General features: G+C 67.0%; 23 protein-coding genes. 6 read left to right on the top strand and 17 right to left on the bottom strand.

The genetic code is table 11. The annotated features are described in order from the left end of the window. Positions 1 to 96: 96 nt before the first annotated feature. The 3 genes from ahcY to JQ639_RS31110 form a co-directional block, all read right to left on the bottom strand. Positions 97 to 1,500, bottom strand: a complete 1,404-nt coding sequence (ahcY, locus tag JQ639_RS31120; protein WP_211963683.1) for an adenosylhomocysteinase — start codon at positions 1,498 to 1,500, stop codon at positions 97 to 99. A 190-nt stretch (positions 1,501 to 1,690) separates the two neighbouring features. After that, positions 1,691 to 2,887, bottom strand: a complete 1,197-nt coding sequence (metK, locus tag JQ639_RS31115) for a methionine adenosyltransferase (RefSeq protein ID WP_211963681.1) — start codon at positions 2,885 to 2,887, stop codon at positions 1,691 to 1,693. Between the two features lie 56 nt (positions 2,888 to 2,943). Continuing rightward, positions 2,944 to 4,293: a hypothetical protein gene (locus JQ639_RS31110; protein WP_211963679.1), complete on the bottom strand. Its 1,350-nt coding sequence runs from the start codon at positions 4,291 to 4,293 to the stop codon at positions 2,944 to 2,946. Positions 4,294 to 4,663: 370 nt separating this feature from the next. On the opposite strand from JQ639_RS31110, the gene JQ639_RS31105 reads away from it, so the two are divergent. Next, positions 4,664 to 5,971 (top strand): UDP-glucose dehydrogenase family protein, encoded by a 1,308-nt coding sequence (locus tag JQ639_RS31105; protein ID WP_211963677.1) that lies wholly within the window; start codon positions 4,664 to 4,666, stop codon positions 5,969 to 5,971. A 46-nt stretch (positions 5,972 to 6,017) separates the two neighbouring features. Here the strand turns inward: JQ639_RS31105 and JQ639_RS31100 are convergent, their stop codons facing one another. From JQ639_RS31100 to JQ639_RS31085, 4 genes are read right to left on the bottom strand one after another with little or no spacing between them, the layout of a single operon-like run. Next, on the bottom strand, positions 6,018 to 7,127 hold the full coding sequence (locus tag JQ639_RS31100) for a hypothetical protein (RefSeq protein WP_211963667.1): 1,110 nt from the start codon (positions 7,125 to 7,127) through the stop codon (positions 6,018 to 6,020). Next, entirely contained in the window at positions 7,127 to 7,783 is a 657-nt protein-coding gene (locus JQ639_RS31095; protein ID WP_211963665.1) for a 5-bromo-4-chloroindolyl phosphate hydrolysis family protein, read from the bottom strand. Before JQ639_RS31095 ends, JQ639_RS31100 begins: the two co-directional genes overlap by 1 nt. A 1-nt stretch (position 7,784) precedes the next feature. Next, positions 7,785 to 9,344 carry a substrate-binding domain-containing protein gene (locus tag JQ639_RS31090; RefSeq protein WP_249122952.1) on the bottom strand — a complete coding sequence of 520 codons (1,560 nt, stop codon included), beginning with the start codon at positions 9,342 to 9,344 and terminating at the stop codon, positions 7,785 to 7,787. Positions 9,345 to 9,358: 14 nt separating this feature from the next. Then, a complete protein-coding gene (locus tag JQ639_RS31085) occupies positions 9,359 to 10,438 on the bottom strand; it encodes a toxic anion resistance protein (RefSeq protein WP_371745007.1) in 1,080 nt (359 codons plus the stop codon). Positions 10,439 to 10,752: 314 nt separating this feature from the next. Here JQ639_RS31085 and JQ639_RS31080 point away from each other — a divergent pair, with 314 nt between their 5' ends. The 3 genes from JQ639_RS31080 to alkB all read left to right on the top strand — a co-directional run bounded on the left by JQ639_RS31080 (position 10,753) and on the right by alkB (position 12,685). Beyond that, on the top strand, positions 10,753 to 11,283 hold the full coding sequence (locus JQ639_RS31080) for a methylated-DNA--[protein]-cysteine S-methyltransferase (protein ID WP_211963659.1): 531 nt from the start codon (positions 10,753 to 10,755) through the stop codon (positions 11,281 to 11,283). A gap of 86 nt (positions 11,284 to 11,369) precedes the next feature. Further along, positions 11,370 to 12,047 carry a 2OG-Fe(II) oxygenase gene (locus JQ639_RS31075; RefSeq protein ID WP_249122948.1) on the top strand — a complete coding sequence of 226 codons (678 nt, stop codon included), beginning with the start codon at positions 11,370 to 11,372 and terminating at the stop codon, positions 12,045 to 12,047. Beyond that, positions 12,044 to 12,685 carry a DNA oxidative demethylase AlkB gene (alkB, locus tag JQ639_RS31070; protein ID WP_249122865.1) on the top strand — a complete coding sequence of 214 codons (642 nt, stop codon included), beginning with the start codon at positions 12,044 to 12,046 and terminating at the stop codon, positions 12,683 to 12,685. The genes JQ639_RS31075 and alkB overlap by 4 nt, the downstream gene beginning before the upstream one ends. Positions 12,686 to 12,946: 261 nt before the next feature. On the opposite strand, the gene JQ639_RS31065 is transcribed toward alkB, so the two are convergent. From JQ639_RS31065 to JQ639_RS31050, 4 genes are read right to left on the bottom strand one after another with little or no spacing between them, the layout of a single operon-like run. Further along, positions 12,947 to 13,762, bottom strand: a complete 816-nt coding sequence (locus tag JQ639_RS31065) for an ABC transporter permease (protein WP_211963652.1) — start codon at positions 13,760 to 13,762, stop codon at positions 12,947 to 12,949. After that, a complete protein-coding gene (locus JQ639_RS31060) occupies positions 13,752 to 14,624 on the bottom strand; it encodes an ABC transporter ATP-binding protein (RefSeq protein ID WP_211963650.1) in 873 nt (290 codons plus the stop codon). Before JQ639_RS31060 ends, JQ639_RS31065 begins: the two co-directional genes overlap by 11 nt. 14 nt (positions 14,625 to 14,638) lie before the next feature. After that, a complete protein-coding gene (locus JQ639_RS31055) occupies positions 14,639 to 15,646 on the bottom strand; it encodes an ABC transporter substrate-binding protein (RefSeq protein ID WP_211963648.1) in 1,008 nt (335 codons plus the stop codon). Positions 15,647 to 15,686: 40 nt separating this feature from the next. Next, positions 15,687 to 16,742 (bottom strand): LLM class flavin-dependent oxidoreductase, encoded by a 1,056-nt coding sequence (locus JQ639_RS31050; protein WP_211963642.1) that lies wholly within the window; start codon positions 16,740 to 16,742, stop codon positions 15,687 to 15,689. A gap of 118 nt (positions 16,743 to 16,860) precedes the next feature. On the opposite strand from JQ639_RS31050, the gene JQ639_RS35740 reads away from it, so the two are divergent. Beyond that, complete coding sequence (locus JQ639_RS35740) at positions 16,861 to 17,661, top strand: IclR family transcriptional regulator (RefSeq protein ID WP_211963640.1); 801 nt, start codon at positions 16,861 to 16,863, stop codon at positions 17,659 to 17,661. A gap of 236 nt (positions 17,662 to 17,897) precedes the next feature. Next, positions 17,898 to 18,716 (top strand): class I SAM-dependent methyltransferase, encoded by an 819-nt coding sequence (locus JQ639_RS31040; protein ID WP_211963638.1) that lies wholly within the window; start codon positions 17,898 to 17,900, stop codon positions 18,714 to 18,716. A gap of 111 nt (positions 18,717 to 18,827) precedes the next feature. Here the strand turns inward: JQ639_RS31040 and JQ639_RS31035 are convergent, their stop codons facing one another. From JQ639_RS31035 to JQ639_RS31010, 6 genes are all read right to left on the bottom strand, one after another. Then, on the bottom strand, positions 18,828 to 19,943 hold the full coding sequence (locus JQ639_RS31035; RefSeq protein ID WP_211963636.1) for a cobalamin-independent methionine synthase II family protein: 1,116 nt from the start codon (positions 19,941 to 19,943) through the stop codon (positions 18,828 to 18,830). 104 nt (positions 19,944 to 20,047) lie between these two features. Next, the gene (locus tag JQ639_RS31030; protein WP_211963634.1) at positions 20,048 to 20,761 is read right to left on the bottom strand and encodes an ABC transporter ATP-binding protein; all 714 of its coding nucleotides are present in this window, start codon (positions 20,759 to 20,761) and stop codon (positions 20,048 to 20,050) included. Beyond that, entirely contained in the window at positions 20,754 to 21,506 is a 753-nt protein-coding gene (locus JQ639_RS31025) for an ABC transporter ATP-binding protein (RefSeq protein ID WP_211963632.1), read from the bottom strand. Before JQ639_RS31025 ends, JQ639_RS31030 begins: the two co-directional genes overlap by 8 nt. Next, positions 21,506 to 22,534 carry a branched-chain amino acid ABC transporter permease gene (locus JQ639_RS31020; RefSeq protein WP_211963630.1) on the bottom strand — a complete coding sequence of 343 codons (1,029 nt, stop codon included), beginning with the start codon at positions 22,532 to 22,534 and terminating at the stop codon, positions 21,506 to 21,508. The genes JQ639_RS31025 and JQ639_RS31020 overlap by 1 nt, the downstream gene beginning before the upstream one ends. 8 nt (positions 22,535 to 22,542) lie before the next feature. After that, a complete protein-coding gene (locus tag JQ639_RS31015) occupies positions 22,543 to 23,409 on the bottom strand; it encodes a branched-chain amino acid ABC transporter permease (protein ID WP_211963628.1) in 867 nt (288 codons plus the stop codon). Between the two features lie 300 nt (positions 23,410 to 23,709). Then, a complete protein-coding gene (locus tag JQ639_RS31010; RefSeq protein WP_211963625.1) occupies positions 23,710 to 24,894 on the bottom strand; it encodes an ABC transporter substrate-binding protein in 1,185 nt (394 codons plus the stop codon). Positions 24,895 to 24,935 lie beyond the last annotated feature (41 nt).

Here is a 24,935-nt window from a genome sequence, read left to right as displayed (position 1 = left end):
ACAACACGTCCGGCCTGATCGATGCAAAAAAGCCCCGGAGCGATCCGGGGCTTTTTCATTGTGCGCGGCGCTCGCGCGGCCGATGGCCGCACGCGATCAGTAACGATAGTGATCCGACTTGAACGGGCCTTCCGGCGTGACGCCGATATAGGCCGCCTGGTCCGGACGCAGCTTGGTGAGCTTCACGCCGATCTTGGCGAGGTGCAGCATCGCGACCTTCTCGTCGAGGTGCTTGGGCAGCGTGTAGACCTTCTTCTCGTACTTGCCGGGGTTGGTCCACAGCTCGATCTGCGCGATCGTCTGGTTGGTGAACGACGCCGACATCACGAACGACGGATGGCCCATGGCGTTGCCGAGGTTCACCAGGCGGCCTTCCGACAGCAGGATGATGCGGTTGCCCTTCGGGAACTCGATCTCGTCAACCTGCGGCTTGATGTTGGTCCACTTCAGGTTGCGAAGGCCCGCGACCTGGATCTCGTTGTCGAAGTGGCCGATGTTGCAGACGATCGCCCGGTCCTTCATGCCGCGCATGTGGTCGACGGTGATGATGTCCTTGTTGCCGGTCGCGGTGACGTAGATGTCGGCGCGCGGCAGCGCGTCCTCGATGGTGACGACCTCGTAGCCTTCCATCGCCGCCTGCAGCGCGCAGATCGGATCAACTTCGGACACCAGCACGCGGCAGCCGGCCTGGCGCAGCGACGCCGCCGAGCCCTTGCCGACGTCGCCGAAGCCGGCGACGAACGCGACCTTGCCCGACATCATGACGTCGGTGCCGCGGCGGATGGCGTCGACCAGCGATTCACGGCAACCATAGAGGTTGTCGAACTTCGACTTGGTCACGCTGTCGTTGACGTTGATCGCCGGGAACAGCAGCTTGCCGGCGGCGGCGAGCTGGTACAGGCGATTGACGCCCGTGGTGGTCTCTTCCGACACGCCCTTGATGCTCTTGGCGAGCTCGGCGAACCAGCCCTTCGGCTTCTCGGCCAGCTTCTTCTTGAGCAGCGCGAAGAACACTTCTTCCTCTTCGCTCTCGGGCTTGTCGAGGAATGCGGTGTCGCCGTTCTCCGCACGCAGGCCGAGGTGCACGAACATGGTGGCGTCGCCGCCGTCGTCGAGGATCATGTTCGGCAGGCCGCCGCCGTGCCAGTCGAACAGCTTGGCGGTGTAGTCCCAGTACTCGGTCAGGGTCTCGCCCTTGTAGGCGAACACCGGAATGCCGGCCGCCGCGATCGCCGCCGCGGCGTGATCCTGGGTCGAGTAGATGTTGCAGGACACCCAGCGCACGTCGGCGCCGAGCGCCTTCAGCGTCTCGATCAGCACCGCGGTCTGGATCGTCATGTGCAGCGAGCCGGCGATGCGCGCGCCCTTCAGCGGCTGCGACGGGCCGTACTCGGCGCGGGTCGCCATCAGGCCCGGCATCTCGGTTTCGGCGAGATCGATTTCCTTGCGGCCGAACGCGGCGAGGCTGATGTCCTTGACGATGTAGTCGGCGGTGCTCATGGAGGGTCCCTTGAAAGGCATGTCCCCGGACATGCGAAAAAGCTGCGGGGAACACGCAACACGAATGCGGAGAAAATGAGAGCTGTTCGCGCTCTCATTCCTGTCTTGGATACATTTCAATCGCGTCAGTCACGCGATCCGGCGGTGGCCTGCCGCGGATGGTATCCGCGGCAGCCGCACCGAGGCCGCGTCAGACCGCGCCCTTGAGCGCGTCGGTCAGATCGGTCTTCTCCCAGGAGAAGCCGCCCTCGGCGTCCGGCGCACGGCCGAAGTGGCCGTAGGCGGAGGTGCGGGCGTAGATCGGCTTGTTGAGATCGAGATGCTTGCGGATGCCGCGCGGCGTCAGGTCCATGACCTCGGCGACCGCCTTCTCGATCTGGCTCTCCTGCACCTTGCCGGTGCCATGGGTGTCGACATAGATCGACAGCGGCTTGGCGACGCCGATGGCGTAGGACAGCTGGATGGTGCAGCGATCGGCGAGACCGGCCGCCACGACGTTCTTGGCGAGGTAACGCGCCGCATAGGCCGCCGAACGGTCGACCTTGGTCGGATCCTTGCCGGAGAACGCGCCGCCACCGTGCGGTGCCGCGCCGCCGTAGGTGTCGACGATGATCTTGCGGCCGGTCAGGCCGGCGTCGCCGTCCGGACCGCCGATGTAGAACTTGCCGGTCGGATTGACGTGCCAGATGGTGTCCTTGCTGATCCAGCCATCCGGCAGCGCCTTGCGCACGTAGGGCTCGACCAGTTCACGCACTTTGGCGGAGGTCAGGTTCTCGACGAGATGCTGGTGCGACACCACGATCTGGGTGACGCCGACCGGCTTGCCGTTCTCGTAGCGCACGGTGACCTGGCTCTTGGAGTCCGGGCCGAGCACCGCCTCGGTGCCGGCGTGGCGGGCTTCCGAGATCAGGCGCAGGATCTTGTGGGCGTAGTAGATCGGCGCCGGCATCAGCTCAGGCGTCTCGTTGCAGGCGTAACCGAACATGATGCCCTGGTCGCCGGCGCCCTCTTCCTTGTTGGTGCCGGGCTGCAGCGCGTCGACGCCCTGGGCGATGTCCGCGGACTGCGGGTGCAGCAGCACCTTGATGTCGCACTTGTCCCAGTGGAAGCCGTCCTGCTCGTAGCCGATGTCCTTGATGGCCATGCGGGCGACGTGGGCGATCCAATCCTTGGTGACGGTCGACGGGCCGCGGGTCTCGCCCGCGATCACCACCTGGTTGGTGGTCGCGAGGGTTTCGCAGGCCGCACGGATCGCCCAGGGGTCGATGCCGGCCTTCGGGCCCTCACGGAAGAACAGATCGACGATTTCATCGGAAATCCGATCGCAGACCTTGTCCGGATGACCTTCCGACACCGACTCGCTGGTGAACAGGTAAGATGCGCGCATCAAGAAACCCCTTCCGCTGGACCATCCAGCGGTCCGTTTAGAATGATCATGAAACGTCAGTCACGCCGGCGCGAAATGACGTAGGATTCATCGTAGAACCACAGGCCGTTGTGCCGGCGCAGAACGTCCCGGGTCGCCTCGAGATAGCGGCCGCTCTGGGTCATTTCCGTCAACCGGTCGTCCTCGATCTGAGCGACATACACCGCCGCGTTCCAGGCTGCAAAGGCCGTCGAACTCCCGATCGCACCGGTAACCTCGTTCGGCAATGCTTCCATATCGTATCGGAAGATGGAACGCGCGTCCGAATAGGCGTTGAAGTTAAGATCCCGCCCGGCTGTCCCCAGCTCGTATTTCACCGCGCGCAATAGCTCATGACGGCTCACGGAGAAAGGATTTTCTCCCGGCCAGACCGTCTCGATGATCTCCATCCCGGGATCGTGGCCATAGGAGTGAATTCCGATCAGCCGCCCCCCGGGGCGCAGGGCCCGGGCCAGGGGGGCGATGATCCGCTTGGCCCGGAAGTTGACCGAGGACTTCGCCCGGTAGGGCTGCGACGCAATGACCAGGTCGAAATTGGCCTCCACCCGGCCGGCCCGGGGGATCACCGCATCCAGCAGGAAGCGGTGGTCCTCGCGAAAGAACACCAGCGCGATCGGCCGCTCATAGACCGGCATGCCCGACCGCGGACTGACGCTGGCGCGCCAGTTTTCCTCGAGAAATGGCTGCAATTGCGCGATCTGGGCCTCGAAATCGCCGGCGGCGTTGCCGCCGAGCGCGACCTCCTTCCAGATCATGCCGGCGGCCGCCGCCGGCGAGCGCGGCGCCAGCCAGGGCGCCTCGGCATAGTGCATGTTGGTCAGGACGAAGACGGTGGCCGGATGCTCGAACAGGCGGTCCGGCAGCTTGTCCAGCACAAGGCGGACGTCCTCCAGGCTGATTTCCTTGCCGGCGACATAGAACGGCATATGCGGGAAGCGGCTATGCATCGAACGCATAACGCGGGCCAGCACGGTTCCATCGCCCACCCCGGCGTCGAACACGCGCAACGCCGGCGGACGGGGGTGGATGCTCGCGAATTCCAGTTCCACCCGCTGGGCCACCACCCGCTTCTCGCTGCAGGTGTGGACGAACAACAGGTACTTCTGGCGATTCTCGAAGAAGCGGAAGTTGCCCCGGGGGTCGCGCCGCTCCAGCGGTTCAGGCGGCAACGGGGCTGCGCCGCCCGGCAACCCCTCCCCCAGGAAGGCACGGATACGGTCCAGCGTATCGGTGGTGATGCGCTTGCCCTCACGCAGGCGGGACACCAGCTTGCCGTCGTTGACGGCGAGGCGGCCGAAGGTCGATTCGGCGATGCCGGCCTCGCGACAGTAGTCGGAGATCTGGGCCAGCAACGGATCGTTTTTCATCGCGAGCGTCTCGGTTTTGACGGGATCACGGTGCGGCAGGCTCCTTGGCGACGGTCAGGACCGCGGGGGGCGCTCCCAGATACAGGATTCCGCCGTGGTTTTGGACCGCCTGCCCATTCCACCCAGCGGCCCAAGTCGCTCACAGCCCAAGGGCCCGAGCATGTGGGGCGAGTTTCCCCTCCTGGCGGCGCCGCGGCGGTTCGCAAATGAATCACAGGACTCACGTATAGCCGGTTCGCGCGGCAGGGGGACCGGCCCGCGGCGACAAAACCGCCCGCGAGGCCCCTGCCCCTCCGCGCCTGCGGCCCTCGCCACGACGGGCCGCCCCTGTTAGAAGGCGCCCGCCAGCGCAACGGATTGGATCGGCAGCATGCGTATCGCAATGATCGGCACGGGATATGTGGGGCTGGTGTCCGGCGCCTGTTTCGCCGACTTCGGCCATCAGGTCACCTGCATCGACAAGGACGCGGCGAAGATCACCGCGCTGCAGCGCGGCGAGATCCCGATTTACGAGCCCGGCCTGAACGAACTGGTGGCGAGCAACGCCGCCGCCGGCCGCCTCGACTTCAGCCTCGACCTGCGCGACGCCGTCGCCGCGGCCGATGCCGTGTTCATCGCCGTCGGCACGCCGTCGCGGCGCGGCGACGGCCATGCCGATCTCAGCTACGTCCACGCCGCGGCGCGCGAGATCGCCGAGAACGTCAAGGGTTTCACCGTCGTCATCACCAAGTCGACCGTGCCGGTCGGCACCGGCGACGACGTCGAGCGCATCATCGCCGAAACCAATCCCGCCGCCGATGTCGTCGTCGCATCCAACCCCGAATTCCTGCGCGAGGGCGCGGCGATCCGCGACTTCAAGCATCCCGACCGCATCGTCGTCGGCACCGAGGACGAGCGCGCGCGCAAGGTCGTCGCCGAGATCTATCGCCCGCTCTACCTCAACCAGGCGCCGATCATGTACACCGGACGGCGCACCGCCGAGTTGATCAAGTACGCCGCCAACGCCTTCCTTGCCACCAAGATCACCTTCATCAACGAGATCGCTGATCTCGCCGAGCGCACCGGCGCCGACGTGCAGGAGATCGCCCGCGGCATCGGCCTCGACAACCGCATCGGCGGCAAATTCCTGCACGCCGGCCCCGGCTTCGGCGGCTCGTGCTTTCCCAAGGACACCCGCGCGCTGATCAAGACGGCGCAGGACCACGACGTGCCGCTGCGCATCGTCGAGGCAGCGCTCGCCGTCAATGACAACCGCAAGCGCGCGATGGCCCGCAAGGTGTCGGCCGCGCTCGGCGGCAACCTGCGCGGCAAGATCATCGGCGTGCTCGGCCTCACCTTCAAGCCGAACACCGACGACATGCGCGAGGCGCCATCGATCCCGCTGATCACCGCGCTCGAGGATCTCGGCGCCCATGTCCAGGCCTATGATCCGGTCGGCATGGAGCAGGCCAGACTCGAGCTGCCCGCCATCACCTACTGCGACAGCCCCTATGCCTGCGCAGCGAAGGCCGACGCGCTGGTGATCGTGACCGAGTGGGAGCAGTTCCGCGCCCTCGATCTCAAGCGGCTGAAGGCGGAGATGGCGCATCCGGTGATCGTCGACCTGCGCAACATCTACCGCCCCGACGAGATGGCCGAGCACGGCTTCACCTATGAGAGCATCGGCCGGCCGAAATAACCGCGCGTCGGCACACGACGCTGTCACGTCTCCGACAGCGAATGCTTTAGGCCGCCAGCCGGTCGAGCAGCGCCAGCATCACCGGCGCATCGGGCATCGGCAGCACTGCGTCGACACGGTCGATCAGGCGCGACTGCAGCAGCGCGTTGCGCGCCTTGCCGATGGTGCCGAGCGGACCACGGAAGCCGTGATCCTCCCAGGCGAGTTCGAGCACGCTCTCGTTTACCAGCGCATCGATGAGATCGTCCGCCTCCCGGTTGATGCTGATCAGCGGATGCGCGGAGAACACCGTCGGCCGCGGATAGAGGATGACGGGCTTGGCGGGTGCGTTGGCCTCGACGCGCTTCCAGCGATCGGCGTCCTGCAGCACCCACTCGACGAGCTGGTTCTCGTAGCCGACGATCAGCGGCTGGGCGCCGACGCCCCCCGAGACATAATCATCGAACAACTTGCCCGACGACGGCGGCTTGAAGCCCATGCGCCGGAACACGGTGGCGACGTCGCCGTCGACGCGCCCCAGCGTGTCGATCATGACGAGATCGCCGCTCAGCACGCTGGCGACGAGACCCGCGAACATGAAGCCGGAATTGGACCGGTTGGGATCGGTCGAGACGACGCGCGCGCGGCCGAACAGGTCGGACACGCCGATATCAGCCCAGGACTGGCCGGCGATGATGGCCTTGAGCAGTTTCAGCAGGTCGACGGTGTAACGTGGCCCGCCGGCGGATTCCGCAAAACCCGCCTTGACCAGACCATCGGCGATGCGGTCCCAGGAATAGAGCACGATCGGCGAATTGAAGATCACCTGGTCGCGCGAGATCTTCACCCCGGAGCTGCGCGCCACCTCGACCAGCACCGACGACGACGGCCACAGGAACTGCGGCTTCTGGTCGAGCAGCGTGCGCTCGCGCACCATCTCGACGGAGCCGGCACGGCGCGCATCCAGCACCAGCCCGAAGCGGCGTTCGAGCAGGTTGCGCACGCGTGCGTTGGCGAGGAAACCCTCCTTCTCGCCGCCGGCGAAGCCGAACAGCCGCTTCGCCTCGCCAAAGCGCCCGGCGATCTCCGGATGGCCCCGCAGATAGATGTAGCCGCCCGTCGCCGCGGCACTCGCGGCCAGCAGCCCGACACCGAAGGCTCGGCGCGACATCGCCATCAGGATCTCCCTTGGCCCTGACCGGACGATGCACCGACGGATGCCGGTCCCAGATCCTCGTCGAGGGCGCTCTTCAGCAGTTTGAGTTCGATATCCAGCTTGTCGAGATCGGCATCCTGCAGGCTCGCGGCGTAGCGCGTGAAGGCAAGGTCGAGCCGATCGATCAGTTCACTGGTGGCCGCGATCCGCGCGCCATCCGGAATGGGGTGACGCTCGAGGAGATCATAGGCTTCGGCGATCTCGGCCGCGCGCGGCAGGTAATAGGTCAGGAAGCGCCTGATACGATCGACCCGCAGCGGATCCTTCTCGATCGCGGCAAAGATGTCCCGCGCGATGGTCACGAGATGGCGGACATGGGCGGCGATCTTGGGCGTGCGGATCGACGCCGCGGCCTCCTCCAGGCGCGCCGTCAGCGGCTCGGCTTCGGTCAGCAGCTCGCGCGCGAATTCGATCTTGCCGCGCGCCGCGCCGCTGGCATCGAGCCGCGCGAACAGCTGGCGCGGCGCCACGACGGCGACAGTGCCGCAGCCGGCCACTGCGCTGATCAGCACCGCCATCCAGAACGGCATGGCGGCGCCGAGCGCCAGCACGGGCAGGAGGATCGCGCCGACAACGCCGCCAACGACCCAATTGCTGCCAGATGGAAGCGCCGGCATGTCAGTTGTACCCGCGGACCGCACGGAACGCGTCGGTCAGGTTCTTCGTGCCGTCGAAAACCCTGCCGCCGGTGAGCCTCGCCAGCGCGTCGAGCTGGCTGCGATCGGCATCGTCGCCGAAGGTGACGCCGAAGACAGGGACGCGCCGACCATCCGCGCGCCACGCACGCTCGAAGGTCGCCATCTCGCCCTGGCTCTTGCCATCGGTCATGATGACGATCGCCGCGAGATGCTGCCCCTCGTCGAGGGACTGTTTCATGGCGTCGAGCGCCCGCGCCCCGCAGGTGTAGAAGTCGGTGCCGCCGCCGGCACGCAGCTCCAGCGCCCGCGCGAGAAGGCCGGCCTGCTCGCTGTCGTCCCCGCTTGCGCCCGCCGTCCACAGCACATGGTCGTTGAACGGCAGCACCACGATCTGGTCCTGCTTCGACCATTGCACCAGCATCTCGCGGGTGCGGGCGGGCGTGAACAGGAATTTCATGGCGTCGAGCAGCTGCTTCTCGCCATTGCCCTGCATGCTGCCGGACAGATCGAGGCACAGCGCCGTCAGCGATGGCCGCCGCAGCGCCTCCTGATAGAGGCCGAGCGCCTTCTGGATCACCGCCGGCTCCGGCGGGCGAACCACGGTGACGGCACGGCCGGGATCGACATTGGTTGCGGCATCCGCGGGAAGCTGGGCCGCGCGGTTGAGCTCGACCCGGCGCCCCGTCCTGGCGATACGCGCCTGCGAGTCGTCCTTCAGCAGGAAGGCCTGCAGATCGTTGAAGAAGGTCTCGACATCGCTGCCGCGGCCGCGCTCGACGAAACCGAGCGGCGAATCGGCGACCGCGACGCCATCCTCCGGATAGATGGCATAGAGCGGCTCCTGCCGGTCGGCGATCAGCTTGTCGTTGGTCTCCTTGATCACCGCTTCATAGTTCCACATCGCCGCGTAATGGGCACCGGTCCGCTCCCCGTCCCGGTAGAGATCGGCGAGCCAGCCGCTGGAGCCGGCGGTGCGCTCGACACCCTTGAGCAGCGCGCGCACGGTCGCGAGGACGCCGGGCTTGTCGAGATCGCCGGCTTCGATCAGGTCGGGCTTGCCGATGCCCGCGGCCAGCATGGCGAGATAGGCCGCCGCGCCGGAGTTCGACTGGGTCGCCGAGGTCATCAGGAATTTCAGGCGGCCGCCCTCGACCGCGGCGAGAATGTCCTTCGCCTTCACCTTTGCGCCCACCCAGCCGAGCGCCTGCGCCCGCGAGCGACGCACGCCGAGGATGACCGGCATCTGCGCGATCGACCGCACCGACTTCACCCGACGCTGGGTATCGAACATGTCGATCCAGATCGACGCGGCCGGCCACACCGCATCGGCCGCCGGGTCGTTGCCCGACTTCAGGGCAAGCGCGATGTCGAGTGAGCCCTGATACCGGATCGTGCAGGTCGCGCCGCGCGACTTGCAGAACTCCTGCACCAGCGGCGCGAGAACCTCGTTCTCGGAGCCGGACAGGATGGTGAATTCCGGCACCGGCTTCGAACAGGCGGCGAGCAGCCACGCGCCGAGCGCGACGACAAGCAGCTTCATCGGCGAGATCAGCTTCATGCGGGCGTCTTGGCCAGGGCGTCTTTCAGCTCGTCGGTGAGCTGCGCCATGCGCTGCTCAGCATCGGCGCGCTTCTTGCGGCCCTGCTCCTGCACGTTCAGCACGCCGGAGACGGTGTCGATCAGGTCGCGATTGGTCTTTTCCAGCGTCTCGATATCGACGATACCGCGCTGCGACTGCTTCTCGATCTCGATCGCCTGCGACTTCATCATCTCCGATGCCTGGCGCATCATCTCGTTGGTCGCGTCGGTCACGGTCTTCTGCAGGGCCAGCGCCGATTCCTGGCGCTTCAGCCCGAGCAGCAGGATCATCTTCTGCTTCCACACCGGGATGGTGAGCTCGGTGGTCGCCTGCAGGTTCTCGATCAGGGTCTCGTCGCCGGACTGGACGATGCGGATCTGCGGCAGCTGCTGGATGCCGATCTGGCGCGCCTGCTGCAGATAGAACACGCGCTTTTCGAGCCGGTCGAGCGCCTGCACCGCATCCTGATAGGTCTGTGCGGCCAGCAGGGCGTCGCTGTCCTGCGATTGCGTCTTTGCCGCCCGTTCCAGCTCGACAAGCTGGCCGCGGCGGAATTCCTCGGCAAAGCCCTTGCCTGCCGCGATATGGGCGTCGAGATCGACGAGCGCGGACTTCGTCTGCTCGTGCAGATCATCGAGCAACGCGATATCGCGCCGCAGCGTCTCCTTGTTGCGGTCGAGTTCGACACAGACGCGATCGATCTGCGAGGCGACATCGCCGAACTGCTCGCTGAAACGCCGCAGGCGGGCTTCCACCGACGAGAACAGGCGGGTGAGCAGGCCGCTGTCCTGCAGCGCCGCGGGATCGAGCCCGCGCGCCTTGGCGAGAATGTCCGACAACAGCTTGCCGGTCGTCCCGAGTTCGCGGTTCTGGGTCTGGGCCAGGATGCGATCCGCGAACTCGACGACCGAACGCTGCGCGCGGTCTCCGAACGTGACGATGCGCGAACGGTCGGAGATGTCGATCTCGGACTTGATCCGTGCGACCACCGAGACATCGCTCGTGACAGTCGGAAGATTGACGGCTTCGTTCATCGCGATGGACCCCACTGACATGCTGCCGGCGCAGCAACGGCCAGCAACATAACCGAGGCCCCCACCGCCAGAATGACAGTTTCATGACGTTCATTTTATGAAGAGAATTCAATCGGGTAGGAGCAGCCAGCGAGCCCTCCGCAACCACGACGAGACCTTTCACTTCTTTTCTCCAGGCGAATCCGGTCGTCGCGCGGGTGCCGCTTTTGCCGCCTCCGCGACGCCGGGCGTCTTCGAAGGCGGGAGCGAGGCCGCCGTCGGAAATCGGGTGGAGTCCACGGCCTGACGGACGCATCGTCGACGCAACGGTCACGCCCACAGCAGGAGGCCTCACCATGACCCCGTTCCGGATGCAGCCATCCCCCGATCCCGTCCTCGCCTACGCCACCGGCGCCTGCACGCTCGGTCTCGTCCTCGTCGCCGCCGGCGGCAAGGGCATCCGTGCCATCCTGCTCGGCGACAACACCGACACGCTCGTGCGCGATCTGCGGACACGCTTTCCCCATGCCGAGCTTCTCGCCAGCAACGATGGCTGCGGCGGCTATCTCGCCGAGGTCATCCGCCTGATCGAAGCGCCTGATCATGCGACCGCGCTGCCACTCGATCCGCGCGGCACCGCGTTCCAGCGCCGGGTGTGGCAGGCGTTGCGCACGATCCCCGCCGGCGAGACCCGCAGCTACGCCGACGTCGCGCGCTGCATCGGCACCCCGGGCGCGGTGCGCTCGGTGGCCAGCGCCTGCGCCGCCAACCCGATCGCGGTGGCGATCCCCTGCCATCGCGTGGTGCGCGCCGACGGCGCCCTCTCCGGCTACCGCTGGGGCGTGGTGCGCAAGCAGCGCCTGCTGCAGCAGGAGGCCGCGCGATGATTGCGGCAACCCGTACGGCCGTGCGGCGCGCGGCGGCGACTACCGCCCCGCCGCAGCTCGACGCCATCACCCGGCATGTCGACGCCATGCCCTGGCCGGAGATCACCGGCGAGCTCGACGCCGGCGGCTGCGCCGCGATCCGCGACCTGCTGACCCCGGACGAATGCGCCGAGGTCGCCGCGCTCTATGACCGCGACGTCTTCCGCAGCCACATCGTGATGGCCCGGCACGGCTTCGGCCGCGGCGAATACAAGTACTTCTCCTACCCGCTGCCCGACCTCGTATCGGCATTGCGCACCGCGCTGTACCCACGCCTCGCACCGACTGCCAACCGCTGGAACGAGGCGATGGGCATCGAGGTGCGCTACCCCGATGACCATGCCAGCTTCGTCGCGCGCTGCCACGATGCCGGGCAGACGCGGCCGACACCGCTGTTGCTCCGCTATGTCGCCGGCGATTACAATTGCCTGCACCAGGATCTCTATGGAGAGCACGTGTTCCCGCTGCAGGTGGCCATTCTTCTGTCGGAGCCCGGACGCGATTTCGAGGGCGGCGAGTTCGTGCTGACCGAGCAGCGGCCGCGCATGCAGTCGCGCGCCGAGGTCGTGCCGCTGCGCCAGGGCGACGCCGTCGTCTTCGCCGTGCATCATCGCCCGGTGCAGGGCACGCGCGGCGTCTACCGCGTCAACCTGCGCCATGGCGTCAGCCGCCTGCGCGCCGGCCGCCGTCACACCGTCGGCATCATCTTCCATGACGCCAGATGATGGACGATCTGTTCGGCAGCGAACCGCGCGACCTGCCGCTGGCCACCGGCGCCGTGGTGCTCGGCGGCTTTGCGCTGCCGCGCGCCGACGCTCTGCTCGCGGCGCTGCGCGAGGTGGTGGCGCAGGCGCCGTTCCGCCACCTGATCACGCCCGGCGGCTATCGCATGTCGGTGGCGATGACCAATTGCGGCGCGGTCGGCTGGGTCAGCGACCGCAGCGGCTATCGCTATGATCCCGTCGACCCGGAGAGCGGCCGGCACTGGCCGGCGATGCCGGAGGCGTTTGCCGCGCTCGCCGCCGACGCCGCAACCGCCGCGGGCTTCGCCCGTCTCGTTCCCGATGCCTGCCTGATCAACCGCTACGAGCCCGGCGCCAAACTGTCGCTGCACCAGGACAAGGACGAGCTCGACCTCGACGCGCCGATCGTCTCGGTGTCGCTGGGGTTGCCGGCGACGTTCCTGTTCGGCGGCCTGTCGCGCAACGACAGGACGCGGCGCGTGCGCCTCAGCCATGGCGATGTCGTGGTGTGGGGCGGCCCCGCCCGCCTCGCCTATCACGGCGTCGCGCCGCTGCCCGATGGCGAGCATCCGCAAGTCGGCCGCCAGCGCCTCAACCTGACCTTTCGCAAGACGCGGTAGCGGGTGGCCTGTCGGCCTGTGTCCCGTCATCCCGAGAACCTGACTGAAAATGCAAGCAACTGCCTTCATGTCGTCGTCGCCGGGCTTGTCCCGGCGACCCCGATAAGGAAGGCACTGCGTCCCTAAGCGAGGTGGCCGGGAGACCTTAGTCCTAGCGATCCGTCAAAGACGGATCGCGCTGCCCGGCCACGACAGAAAAACAGAAAACGCCAGGGCGATGGATCAGGCCACAGGCGCATCCCGGTCACGCTCGAAGTCAGCTCACAGCCGCCACGGCACGAGACGCCGCTCCAGCCAGTCGAGCACCACGACAAGCGCAAGGCCGAGAAACGACACGGTCAGGAGGCTGACGAACATCGTCTTGATCGAGAACAGCTCCCAGGAGCGCCAGATCTGCCAGCCGATGCCGGATTCGGCGTTGATGAACTCTAGCGACACCACCACCAGGAATGCCGAGCCCAGCGCCAGCTTGAGGCCGGAGAAGATCGCCGGTAATGCGGCGGGGATGGCGATGGTAGCGATGAAGTCGAGGCCGCGGGCGCCGAAGTTGCGGCCGACGTCCATGTAGACGCGCGGGATGCTCATCACCCCGGACATCGCGCTGATGGCGAGGAAGAAGAAGCAGCTCGCCGAGATCGTCACCAGCTTGGAGGCCTCGCCGAGGCCGAAGATCAGCAGGATCAGCGGAAAGATCGCGATCTTCGGAATTGGATAGATCGAGGCGATCAGCGGATAGGCGCAGAACCGCATCCACGGGATCAGGCCCATCAGCGCGCCGACAAGGATGCCGAGCGCCGAGCCGACGGTGAAGCCGAACAGCACCCGCCCGAGCGTGGCGCCGACATGGTAGAACCACGTCCCCGACATCAGGTCCTGGGCGAAGGTCATGGCGATCTGCGACGGCAGCGGGAAGAAGCGCAGGTTGATCCAGCCGAGCATGCCGACGATCTGCCAGACCAGCAGCAGCACCGCCGGCGACAGGATGTAGACGAAGCCGGAGGTGGGATCGAAGCCGCGCGTCTTCACGTCTTCCGGCGGCAGCACCACGGTGCGGCGCTTTCGCGTCTCAGTGCGCATCTCTCACCTGCGGCTTCATGACTTCTTCCTGCAGCTGCGACCAGATCTGCGCGTACAGCGCCGAGTAGCGCGGGTCGGCCTTGAGCGCGACGCTGTCGCGCGGCCGTTCGAACGGAATGTCGAGCACCGACTTCACCGTGCCCGGCCGCGCCGCCATCACCACGACGCGGTCGCTCAGCGTCAGCGCCTCCTCGAGGCTGTGGGTGACATAGACCACGGTCTTGCGCGTGGTCTCCCACAGCGCCAGCAGCTCGTTCTGCAGCAGGATCTTGGTCAGCGCGTCGAGCGCGGCGAACGGCTCGTCCATCAGGAGAATGTCGGGATCGTTGGCGAAGGCGCGCGCGATCGATACCCGCTGCTTCATGCCGCCGGACAACTGGTGCGGATAGGCGTTGCGAAACCGTGTCAGCGCCATGGCGTTGAGCCAGTAGCTGACCTTCTCCTCGACCTCGCCGGCCGGCATGCGCCGCCGGCGCAGGCCGTAAGCGACGTTGTCGGCGACTGTCATCCACGGCAGCGCCGAGGCTTCCTGGAACACCATGTTGAGCTGCGGCGCGCCGCTGTCCGAGACCTCGATCTCGACCCGCCCCGAGGTGTGGCGCTCGAGCCCGGCGAGAATGCGCAGCACCGTGCTCTTGCCGCAGCCGCTGGGACCGACGATCGACAGAAACTCGCCGTCGCGGATGTCGAGGCTGAAGCCGTCGACCGCGACGAAGTCGCCCTCGCGCAGCCGGAACACCTTGGTCAGATCACGCAGGCTGATCCGGGTCTCGCCGGGCGGCGAGCCCGGTGCGTCCACGGGCAAGCCCGCCGCGCCCTCGTTGCGGCCGGTGGGCGGGATCACCCGGAAGGGCGGCGACATCGCGGCTCTCCGTGTCAGTTGGCGCCGAGCGCTTCGGCCGCGAGCTTCGTATCAATGAAGGCATCAACGTCGAGGCCGCTCTTGACCAGCTTCTGGTCGATCCAGGTCTGGTACTGCTCCTTGATGTCGGGCACGTTCATCTGCAGCTTGTCGTCGAAGAACGTCCACGACGAGTGCTTGAGGGTGTCGGCCGGCAGGCGCGTCCACTTCTCGGCGATCAGCAGCAGCTCGGTGCGGTCGCCCTTGAGCGCCGCCTTGTACCACGCGATCGCCTTGGCGTAGGCGCGCAGGAACGCTTTCGCCTCCTGCTGGCGCGTGGTCAGCAGGGACTCGCCGAGGATCAGCGTATAGGCCTGCAGGCCCGGCGCCGCCTTGCGCGCATCGAGCCAGTCGATGGACATGCCGCCGGCGGCGAGGCCGAGGTTCTGCGGCACGGTCATCGCCGATGCATCGACCACCTTGTTCTCGAAGGCGACGCCCATGTCGGACAGCGCCTTGAAATACTTGATGGTGACGTCACCGGGCTTGAGGCCGCCGTTCCTGAGCGCCTTGAACATCATGTAGGCGAGCGAGGTGCCTTCCACGGCGAAGCTCAGGGTCTTGCCCTTGAGGTCGGCGAGCGACTTGAATGCGCCGGCGTCGTAGAGATCCTTGCGCACCACGATGACATAGGGCGCGCCTTCGAAATCCGGATTGACCTGGCCGCCGTCGGCGACCATGGCGAACTTGATGCCGCCATCCATGGCGTTGAACAGTGCCGCCGACGGGCCGCCGAACACGACGTCGAGTTCGCCGGCCGCGAGCAGCGGCAGCAGCTTCGGCGTCGCGGTGACGGTCGGCTTGAGGGAGACCTGCAGCCCCTCGTCCCTGAAGAAGCCCTTGTCGGCGGCGATGTACAACGGCACCTGCGGCAGGCTCGGGCTGAAGCCCACCTTGATCTCCGCGGCGAGCGCGGCATGCGACGTCAACGCGGCCAGCGAGAACGCTGCCGCCGTGAAGAGTTTCGGCCAGATCCTGGTCATCGTTTCCCCGTCTTGAAAGATGTCATGCCGGCGCGCCGCGTCAGGCCGCGGTGCGCTGGTGTTCGAAGGCCGGCATCACGCCGGCGCTGAAAAGCTCCACCGAGCGCAGGCTCTCGGCATGGCTGAGGTCGCCGAACGCCATGCGGCAGAGCAGATAGCTGACGCCGGACGTCTCGATCTGCTGGCGCAGCGTGTCGCGCACCGCCTCGGGCGTTCCGACCACCGCATAGCCCGCCTCGACCGCCTCCGCGAAGTCTTCCGGAAAGCTCAACGTCGCTGGCACCGAGCCATGGGCGCGCCACAGGAACATCAGGCTGGCGTGCCATTTGGCATAGGCACGCGCGCCGATCGCGAAGGCCTCGCGGGCATCGTCGGCCACCACGATGTGGCGGCTCATGCCGATCAGCGGCATCGGCGCATCGTCCGGCGCGAAGGCCTGCCAGTGCCGGCGATATTCAGACGCGACCTTCTGCACCTGCTCGGCGCGGCCGTTGCTGACGATGTTGACGCGGTGCTGCGCCGCCCACGCCGTCCCCTCCGGCCGCGTGACGCCGAGCCACAGCGGCGGGTGCGGCTGCTGCAGCGGCCGGATCTCGATCGGCACGTCCCTGAAGCTGAAATGCTCGCCGGCAAAATCGATCCGCTCGCCGGCAAACGCCTTGAGCAGGATGTCCGTCGCCTCGGTGTACATGCCCTGCGCGCGGGCCATGTCGACACCATAGAAGCCGAGCTCGATCGGCGAGATGCCGCGGCCGATGCCGAGTTCGAGCCGGCCGCCGCTCATCTGGTCGAGCATGCAGATCTCTTCATAGAGCCGCAGCGGGTGATAGAGGCTGAGCGTGTAGACCAGCGGCCCGAACCGCAGGCGCTTCGTGCGCTGGGCAATCGCGGACAGCAACACGCTCGGCGACGGCGAGCATCCCAGCGGCGTCGAGTGATGCTCGGCGACATGGTAGGCATGGAAGCCGGCGCGATCGTACGCTTCAGCCAGCCGCAGGCGGTCCTCGTACTGGCTCCGCAGATCCGAGCCATTCCGATCCATGTGATCGAACACACCGAATTTCACCGAGAACGCCCCCCACGCCGCGATTGACAATCGCTTATTCAATATTATTGAATTGATCAGCTAAATCAAAATAGCGGCGCCCGCCAGCCTTGGCAAGGCGACATGCTGTCCCGCCTGCGGCGGGCGATCGAAGGCAAGGATCGGGCGCGTGGGCGACCAGGTGAAAGCGAAGAAGGAGCCGCGCGGCATCCAGTCGATCGAGGTCGGTCACCGCGTGCTGCTGGCAATCCAGGCCGGCCCCGAGGCGGTGGCGCTGCGTGACATCGCGAGCCGCGCAGGCCTGTCGTCCAGCGCCGCGCACAACTATCTCGTCAGCTTCATCCGCACCGGTCTCGTACAGACCGACCAGCGCGGCTCCTACCAGCTCGGCTCCGCCGCGGTGGCGCTCGGCATGACGGCGCTGAAGCAGGTCACGCCGTTCGACGCGGTGCGCCGCGAGGCGCTGCACCTGCATGCCAGCCTCGGCACCGGCATCGCCGTGCTGACCTGGAGCGACACCGGACCGGTCATCATCATGAAGAAGGAAGGCGTGCGCCGCGGCCCGTTCGAGCTGCGCAACGGCCATGTGCCGATGCTGACCACCGGCGGCGGCAACGTCTTCATCGCCTACCTAGACGACAAGGTGACGCGGCCGGTCGCCGTCACCGAACTGCGCGCCAAGGACCGCTCGCCGCGCGAGGCGGCGGCGGTGCTGGCCGAGATCCGCGCCGACGTGCTCGCCAAAGGCTATTCGGCGCGCCGTCTCGAAACCCTGCCCGGCTATGGCGCGCTGTCGGCGCCGGTGTGGGACCTCAACGACGATGTCGCCTACGCGCTGACCCTGACCGGTCCGGCCGAGGGCCTCGACTTCGCCAGGACCGGCAAGCACATCCCCGAACTGCTCAGGAGCGCCCGGCGCGCTTCGCAGCAGCTCGGCGCCCATGCCCGTCACTGGGCCGATGCGGGCTGACCCCGGGAAGATCTCGCGTGCATCTTTTCCGTCATCCCCAGGCACGCTCACTTGCACGCCTCGAAGGATGAACGGCCACCGAACTGCTCGGTCCGTCGCCCTTCGAGCGCCACGCGCCATCACAAGCCGGGCTCGCCCGACTTGTGCGCTCTTCACGCCTGCGCCGGGACCTGCGCGTGGTAGCGTCGATCGTCCGGAGTGCCCGATTCGCCGGGCCGCCGGCCGAGGCCGACTGCATGTCCGATCTCCTGATTCACTCGATGTCGGAATTCGCCGATCTGATCATGCCCGCGCTGGCGCTTGCCGGCGCACGCGACATTGTCGAGATCGGCGCCGAATATGGCGGCATGTCCTCGCTGCTCGCCGATCATTGCCGGCACCACGGCGGCACGCTGACCAGCATCGACCCGGCACCGAAGGCGGCGTTCGCGCGCTGGCTGCAGGACAATCCCCATGTCCGGCATCTGGCGAAACCGAGCCTCGATGCGTTCGCCGACCTCGCCGCCGCCGATGCCTGGTTCGTCGACGGCGACCACAACTGGTACACGGTCTATCACGAGCTGCTGCAGATCGAGGCCCTCGGCCGCCGCGACGGCAAGCCGCTGCTGGCCTTCCTGCATGACATCGGCTGGCCGTGTGCGCGGCGCGACCAGTACTGCGCGCCCGACCTGATCCCGGCCGAGTTCCGCCATCCTCACAGCTACGATGCCGGCACCCGGCCCGGCACGCCCCACCTGATCGAAGGCCGCGGCTTCCGCGGCATGGGCAGCTTCGCCATCGCCACCATCGAGGGCGGGCCGCGCAACGGCGTCCTGACCGCGATCGAGGACTTTCTGGCGCACAGCCTCGGCGGCGGGCGCGAACTCGGCTTCGCCGAGATTCCGGCAGTGTTCGGCCTCGGCGTCGTGTTTGACCTGGATGCGCCGTGGAGCGCGGCGCTCGCCGCGCAGTTGCTGCCGTTCCACCAGAACCGGCTGCTCCGCACGCTTGAGGACAACAGGCTGCGCAACTACCTGCAGGTCATCGAGCTGCAGGACATCGCCGCCGCGGGCTGACGGCCGCGGCCACGCCGCGCATCCCCGAAAGCATCGGGGCCGGCAGCGCCATGCGCCACCGGCCCCGGAGATGTACCGCCGCTGCAGGACGCGGCGACGCGCATGCGACGCTTACTTGCCCCACACCTCGTTGGCGATCTCGACGGCAAGGCCGAGCTTCGCCCACTGCTCGTCTTCGGAGAGCACGTTGCCTTCCTCGGTCGAGGCGAAGCCGCACTGCGGCGACACCGCCAGCTGGTTGATGTCGGCAAACTTGGACGCCTCGTCGAGACGACGCTTGACGTCGTCCTTCTTCTCCAGCTCGCCGAACTTCGAGGTGATCACGCCGACCACGACCACCTTGTTGCCCTTGGGCAGGAAGCGCAGCGGCTCGAAGCCGCCGGCGCGATCGGAATCGTACTCCAGGAAGTAGCCGTCATAGTTGGTGCCGGCGAGCATGGTCTCGGCCACCGGCTCGTAGCCGCCGGACGAGATCCAGGTCGAACGGAAGTTGCCGCGGCAGACATGGGTGGTGATCGCCATGTCGGCGGGCTTCTCGGCGATCGCGTAGTTGATGACGCGGGCGTAGATCTCCTGCAGGCGATCGACCTCGTCGCCGCGGGCGCGGGCCTTCGCCAGCTCGTCCTGCGAACACAGATAGGCCCACACGGTGTCGTCGAACTGCAGGTAGCGGCAGCCGGCGTCGTAGAACGCCTTGACGGCCTTGCGGTAGGTCTTGGCGAGATCTTCGAAGAACGGCTCGAGATCCGGATAGACCTCCTTCGAGATCGACCTGCGGCCGCCGCGGAAATGCAGCACGGCCGGCGACGGGATGGTCATCTTGGCGACCGCGCCGGTCACAGCGCACTGCTTGTGCAGGAAGCGGTAGTGATCGAGCATCGGATGGTCATCGGGAAAATCCAGCTTGCCGATCACCCGCACGCTGTCGGGGCGCGTGGTGATGCCGGTGAACTGGATGCCCTCCGGATGATAGAGCTCCGCGCCGGTCAGCCTGGCAAGGAAGTCGAAGTGCCACCACGAGCGGCGGAACTCGCCGTCGGTGGCGAGCTGCAGGCCGATCTGCTTCTGCTTGTGAACGATCTTTTCGATCTCGGCGTCCTCGATGCGGGCAAGCTCGCTCGCCTGGATCTCGCCCTTCTCGAGCCTGGCGCGCGCCTCCTTGATGCGCTGCGGGCGCAGCAGGCTGCCTACCTGGTCGGCGCGGAAGGGAGGGAAGGTGCGTTGCATGGTCTGTCTCCAATGCGTGTTGGTCTTGGGGGATCGTTGGGGTCGTCTGTGGCCGCTCCGCACATGCAAACGGGGCGGCAATCGGTTGTCAGCGCGCGGGGCGCTCAGTGTCCACCTCCCGATACGCCCAAAAACTTCTCCAGCGTCGCGGCATCCTCCTTGAGCGCCGCGCTCGGCGCGTCGTGGACGATCGCACCGCGCTCCAGGATCACGGCACGGTCGGCGAGGCCGAGGATCTTGCGCGCGTTCTGCTCGACAATAATGGAGCAGATGCCGCCGGCACGGGTGATCTTGCCGAGCGCCAGCAGCAGCTCGTCGACGATGATCGGCGCGAGGCCCTCGGTCGGCTCGTCGAGCAGCAACACCTTGGGGTTGAGCGTCAGCGCCCGGCCGATCGCCAGCATCTGCTGTTCGCCGCCGGACAGCTGGTTGCCGAAATTGCGCCGCCGCTCCTTGAGGCGCGGAAACATCTCGTAGATGCGCTCCACGGTCCATGGTCCGGGGATCGCGACCGCGGTCATGTTCTCCTCGACAGTCAGCGAGCGGAAGATGTTGCGCTCCTGCGGCACCCAGCCGATGCCGGCGCGGGCGCGCTGGTCCGGCCGCATCCGCGTCACGTCATGGCCGCCGAGCGCGATGCTGCCGCCGAAGCGGCGGGTGACGCCGACGATGGAATTGATCAGCGTGGTCTTGCCGGTGCCGTTGCGGCCGAGCAGTGCCAGCACCTGCCCTTCGGCGAGCTGCAGCGACATCTTCGGCAGCACCACCGCCTCGCCATAGCCGGCGCGCAGGTCGGAGATCGACAGCAGCTCAGGCATCGGCGCCCTCCCCGAGATAGACCGCCTTGACCTGCGGATCGCGCGCCACCTCGTCGGGCGTGCCCTCGACCAGCAGCGCGCCGCTGACCAGCACCGAGATGCGGTCGGCGAAGCTGAACACCAGATCCATGTCGTGCTCGATCAGCAGCACCGTGACGTCGCGCGGCAGGCTGGCGACCGCCGCCAGAATGTCGTGGCGCTCGCTCTCCGGTACGCCGGCGGCCGGCTCGTCGAGCAACAGCACCCGCGGCTTGGTGGCGATCGCCACCGCGATCTCCAGCAGGCGCTGCTTGCCATAGGGCAGCCGCGAGGTCGGTTCGTTCATGACGTCGAGCAGATGGAAGCGCGCGAGGTGCTCGGCGATCTCGCCATTGACGTCGGCGCGGGTGCCGAGCACCCGCCACCAGTCCGAGCCATGGCCAAGCCGCTCGGACACCGCCAGGCCGACGGTCTCCAGTGGCGTCAGATCGGGATAGAGCTGGTTGATCTGGAAGGTGCGCGACAGGCCGCGCAGCACGCGCTTGTGCACCGGCAGCGCGGTGATATCCGAGCCTTCGAGCAGGATGCGGCCACCGTTCGGCCGCAGCACGCCGGTCAGGAGGTTGATCACCGTGGTCTTGCCGGCGCCGTTCGGACCGATCAGCGCATGGCGCGCGCCGGTTCTGATCTGCAGCGACAGGTCGCGGGTGACGGCGAGGCCGCCGAAATTCTTGCGAAGGCCGATGGTTTCAAGCGCCAGCGACATCACGCCTCCTTGCCGGTGGTCGGAGCGGCGGCAGGCTTGCCGGCAAGACGCGCGATCTGACGCGGCACCACCAGCACCCAGCGGTGCAGCCGCTCACGGCCGATCAGCACGATGATCACCAGCACGAGGCCGATCCAGAACTGCCAGAACTGCGGCGTCCAGGTCGAGAACTGCTCCTGCAGCAGCTTGAACACCACCGCGCCGATCAGCCCGCCATAGAGATAGCCGGTGCCGCCGATCACCAGCACCAGCAGCAGGTCGGCGGAGCGGTCGAACGCGAACACGTCAAGGGACGCCAGCGCCGTCGACTGGGTGAACAGCGCGCCGGCGACGCCAGCATAAAAGGCCGAAAGGGTGTAGATCGCGATCAGCCGCCGCGTCACCGGGATACCGATGGCGGCCGCCCGCAGCGGATTGTTGCGAATGGCGCGCAGCGACAGGCCGAACGGCGAGTGCACGATGCGCCGCGCGATCAGGAACATCACGAACAGCACGGCGAGGCAGTAGATGAAGCCGACCTTGCCGAAGATATCGAACTCGAACAGCCCGAGGACCGGCGCGATGGTGATGCCTTGCAACCCGTCGAAGCCGCCGGTGATGTTGGAATAGCGGTTGGCGAGCTCGCGGAGCAGCAGCGCGATGCCGAGCGTCACCATCAGCCGCGTCAGGTCGGCGGCGCTGCGCGTCACCAGGAAGCTGGTGAGGAAGCCGACGATCATCGCCGCGAAGCCGGCGACCACGAGCGCGATCACCGGCTCGTTGATGATGCCGTGCTTGGCAAGGAGACCGGCGCTGTAGGCGCCGACGCCGAAGAACGCGGCATGGCCCAGCGACACGATGCCGGCATAGCCGAGGATGAGATCGAGCGACAGCGCGAACAGGCCGAGCCAGGCGATCTCGGTGAGGATGAGGTAGCGGTTGGGGAACAGGACGATCGCCGCCGCGGCGACCAGCCAGAAGGCGACTTCCGGCCAGCGCCAGCGCGCCGCCGCGACCAGGTGATCTCCCATGGCACCGTGCTGCTGCATGACCGCCCTCACCGCGTCGCCGAGCGGCCGAACAGGCCGTTCGGACGCCAGATCAGGAGCACGATCATCATGGCGTAGATGACGAAGGCGCCGAGCTTGGGCACGTAATACTTGCCGGCAACGTCGCCGATGCCGAGCAGCAGCGAGGCGAGGAACGGCCCGGTGATGCTCGAGGTGCCGCCGACCGACACCACGATGAGGAAGTAGATCATGAACTTCAGCGGGAAATACGGATCGAGGCCGAGGATTTCGGCGCCGAGCGCGCCGCCCAGGCCGGCAAGCCCCGAACCGAACGCGAAAGTCAGCGCGAACACCTGCGCGACATTGATGCCAAGGCCCGTGGCGACGCGCGGGTCATCGACCGCCGCGCGCAGGCGGCTGCCGAACCGGGTGCGGCCGAGCACAAGCTGCAGCGCGACCGTGAGCAGACCGCAGATGACGATGATCATCAGGCGATAGCGCCCGACCTCGAGGCCGAACAGGCTGACCTGGCTGCGCAGGTATTCGGGAATCTGGATGAACACCTGCTGCGAGCCCATCAGGTAGTCCATCGCGGTCACCGCCATGAACGTCAGGCCGATGGTGAACAGCACCTGGTCGAGATGGCTGCGGCTGTAGAGATGGCGGTACAGCAGCCGCTCCAGCACCACGCCGATCAGCGCGCCCGCGACGAAGGCGAGCGGCAGCGCCGCGAAGAACGGCAGGCCCCAGCGATTGACCAGGATGACGCAGGCATATCCGCCGGCCATCGCGAACGCGCCATGGGCGAGATTGACGAAGTTCATCAGGCCCATGGTCACGGCGAGGCCGCAGGCCAGCACGAACAGCAGCATGCCGTAGGCAACGCCGTCGAACAGGATGGTCAGGACGGTCATGAGCGATCCAAGCGGTGGTTCGTCGTCTGCATCAGGCTCAGGCCCCCTCGTCCCGCGCATCTGACTGGAAACGGCGTCAGGCTATGGTGAAATAACAGCGCTTTCCGTTTTTCAGTCGTGGCCGGGCTCGTCCCGGCCACCCCGCTTAGGGGCGCAGTGCCTTCCTTATCGGGGTCGCCGGGACGAGCCCGGCGACGACAAACACTAAGGTCGGCGGCTAACGCGGCCCGAGGGCCGCTCCTCACCATGAGGAGGACAGATGGCCGGAAACCGGCAGCCGTGCCGCGCGGCCGCCCTACCTCACTTCTTCAGCTTGCCCGGATCCTTGATCGGGCCGAAGGTCGCGAACTCGATGTTGTAGAGCTGGCCGTCCTTCTTCTCGACTTTGCGGATGTAGACGTTCTGCACGATGTCGCGGGTTTCCGGATCGATCGAGATCGGACCGCGCGGGCTCTCCCAGGCCATGCCCTTCATCGCCGCGATCAGGGAATCGCCGTCGGCCTTGCCGCCGGTCTTCTTCAGCGCCTCGTAGACGAGGTGGATGCCGTCATAGCCGCCGACCGCCATGAAGCCCGGACGGGTGCCGTAGGCCTTCTCGTAGGCCGCGACGAAATCCTTGTTCTTCTGCGAGGGATGCGCCGCCGAGTAGATGTGCGCGGTGACGGCGCCGATCGCGGCATCGCCCATGTTGTTGAGCAGGTCGTCGTCCATGACGTCGCCCGGTCCGATCACCTTGATGCCGCTCTTGTCGAGGCCGCGCTCGACATACTGCTTCATGAAGTTGCCGCCCTGGCCGGCCGGCACGAACACGAACATCGCGTCCGGCTTGGCGTCCTTCATGCGCTGCAGGAACGGCGCGAAGTCCGGATTGGCGAGCGGAACCTTGACTTCCTCGACGATCTTGCCGCCGCCGCCCTCGAAGTGCTCCTTGAACGAGGCCAGCGCGTCGGCGCCCGGCGCATAGTCCGACACCAGCACGGCGACCTTCTGGATGCCGTTCTTCACCGCCCAGTCGCCGATCACGGTCGAGGACTGCGGCAGGGTGAAGCTGGTGCGCACGATATAGGGCGACTTCTCGGTGATGATCGAGGTGCCCGCCGCCATCACGATCTCCGGCACCTTGGCCTGGGTCGCGAGCGGTGCCGCGGCGAGGGCGGCCGGGGTGACGCCGAAGCCGGCGATGATGTTGACCTTGTCGTTGACGATCAGTTCCTGGGAGAGGCGCTTGGTGTTGTCGGGCAGCGCGGCGTCGTCCTTGAGGATGACCTCGATCTTCTTGCCGGCGACGGTGTCGCCGTTCTGCTGCATGTACAGCTTGATGGCGTTGTCGATCTGCTTGCCGGTGGAGGCCTGGCCGCCGGTCATCGGCACGATCAGGCCGATCTTGACGGTTTCCTGCGCCAGCGCCGAGGTGGAGGCGAGCGCAGCGGCGCCGATCAGGCCCAGCAGGGCGGCGCGCGAGAACAGGTGAGTGCCAGCAGACATCGTCTTTTCCCTCCAGTCGTTCAGTCGTTGTTGATCACCAC

The organism is Bradyrhizobium sp. U87765 SZCCT0048 (assembly GCF_018131225.1).
Lineage (GTDB): Bacteria > Pseudomonadota > Alphaproteobacteria > Rhizobiales > Xanthobacteraceae > Bradyrhizobium_A.
The sequence above is the reverse complement of the archived record's forward strand: the minus strand, read 5'-3'. Positions and strand labels throughout refer to the sequence as shown.

What these genes read in the sequence shown, in the direction of transcription:
- JQ639_RS31040 (WP_211963638.1), top strand. Translation starts at nt 17,898, where the DNA reads ATGTCCGATCTCCTGATTCACTCGATGTCGGAATTCGCCGATCTGATC.
- JQ639_RS31065 (WP_211963652.1), bottom strand. Translation starts at nt 13,762, where the DNA reads ATGCGCACTGAGACGCGAAAGCGCCGCACCGTGGTGCTGCCGCCGGAA.
- JQ639_RS31075 (WP_249122948.1), top strand. Translation starts at nt 11,370, where the DNA reads ATGCCCTGGCCGGAGATCACCGGCGAGCTCGACGCCGGCGGCTGCGCC.
- JQ639_RS31105 (WP_211963677.1), top strand. Translation starts at nt 4,664, where the DNA reads ATGCGTATCGCAATGATCGGCACGGGATATGTGGGGCTGGTGTCCGGC.
- metK (WP_211963681.1), bottom strand. Translation starts at nt 2,887, where the DNA reads ATGCGCGCATCTTACCTGTTCACCAGCGAGTCGGTGTCGGAAGGTCAT.
- JQ639_RS31055 (WP_211963648.1), bottom strand. Translation starts at nt 15,646, where the DNA reads ATGACCAGGATCTGGCCGAAACTCTTCACGGCGGCAGCGTTCTCGCTG.
- JQ639_RS31060 (WP_211963650.1), bottom strand. Translation starts at nt 14,624, where the DNA reads ATGTCGCCGCCCTTCCGGGTGATCCCGCCCACCGGCCGCAACGAGGGC.
- JQ639_RS31035 (WP_211963636.1), bottom strand. Translation starts at nt 19,943, where the DNA reads ATGCAACGCACCTTCCCTCCCTTCCGCGCCGACCAGGTAGGCAGCCTG.
- alkB (WP_249122865.1), top strand. Translation starts at nt 12,044, where the DNA reads ATGATGGACGATCTGTTCGGCAGCGAACCGCGCGACCTGCCGCTGGCC.
- JQ639_RS31020 (WP_211963630.1), bottom strand. Translation starts at nt 22,534, where the DNA reads ATGCAGCAGCACGGTGCCATGGGAGATCACCTGGTCGCGGCGGCGCGC.
- JQ639_RS31110 (WP_211963679.1), bottom strand. Translation starts at nt 4,293, where the DNA reads ATGAAAAACGATCCGTTGCTGGCCCAGATCTCCGACTACTGTCGCGAG.
- JQ639_RS31025 (WP_211963632.1), bottom strand. Translation starts at nt 21,506, where the DNA reads ATGTCGCTGGCGCTTGAAACCATCGGCCTTCGCAAGAATTTCGGCGGC.
- JQ639_RS31010 (WP_211963625.1), bottom strand. Translation starts at nt 24,894, where the DNA reads ATGTCTGCTGGCACTCACCTGTTCTCGCGCGCCGCCCTGCTGGGCCTG.
- JQ639_RS31085 (WP_371745007.1), bottom strand. Translation starts at nt 10,438, where the DNA reads ATGTCAGTGGGGTCCATCGCGATGAACGAAGCCGTCAATCTTCCGACT.
- JQ639_RS31030 (WP_211963634.1), bottom strand. Translation starts at nt 20,761, where the DNA reads ATGCCTGAGCTGCTGTCGATCTCCGACCTGCGCGCCGGCTATGGCGAG.
- JQ639_RS31090 (WP_249122952.1), bottom strand. Translation starts at nt 9,344, where the DNA reads ATGAAGCTGCTTGTCGTCGCGCTCGGCGCGTGGCTGCTCGCCGCCTGT.
- ahcY (WP_211963683.1), bottom strand. Translation starts at nt 1,500, where the DNA reads ATGAGCACCGCCGACTACATCGTCAAGGACATCAGCCTCGCCGCGTTC.
- JQ639_RS31100 (WP_211963667.1), bottom strand. Translation starts at nt 7,127, where the DNA reads ATGGCGATGTCGCGCCGAGCCTTCGGTGTCGGGCTGCTGGCCGCGAGT.
- JQ639_RS31015 (WP_211963628.1), bottom strand. Translation starts at nt 23,409, where the DNA reads ATGACCGTCCTGACCATCCTGTTCGACGGCGTTGCCTACGGCATGCTG.
- JQ639_RS31080 (WP_211963659.1), top strand. Translation starts at nt 10,753, where the DNA reads ATGACCCCGTTCCGGATGCAGCCATCCCCCGATCCCGTCCTCGCCTAC.
- JQ639_RS31095 (WP_211963665.1), bottom strand. Translation starts at nt 7,783, where the DNA reads ATGCCGGCGCTTCCATCTGGCAGCAATTGGGTCGTTGGCGGCGTTGTC.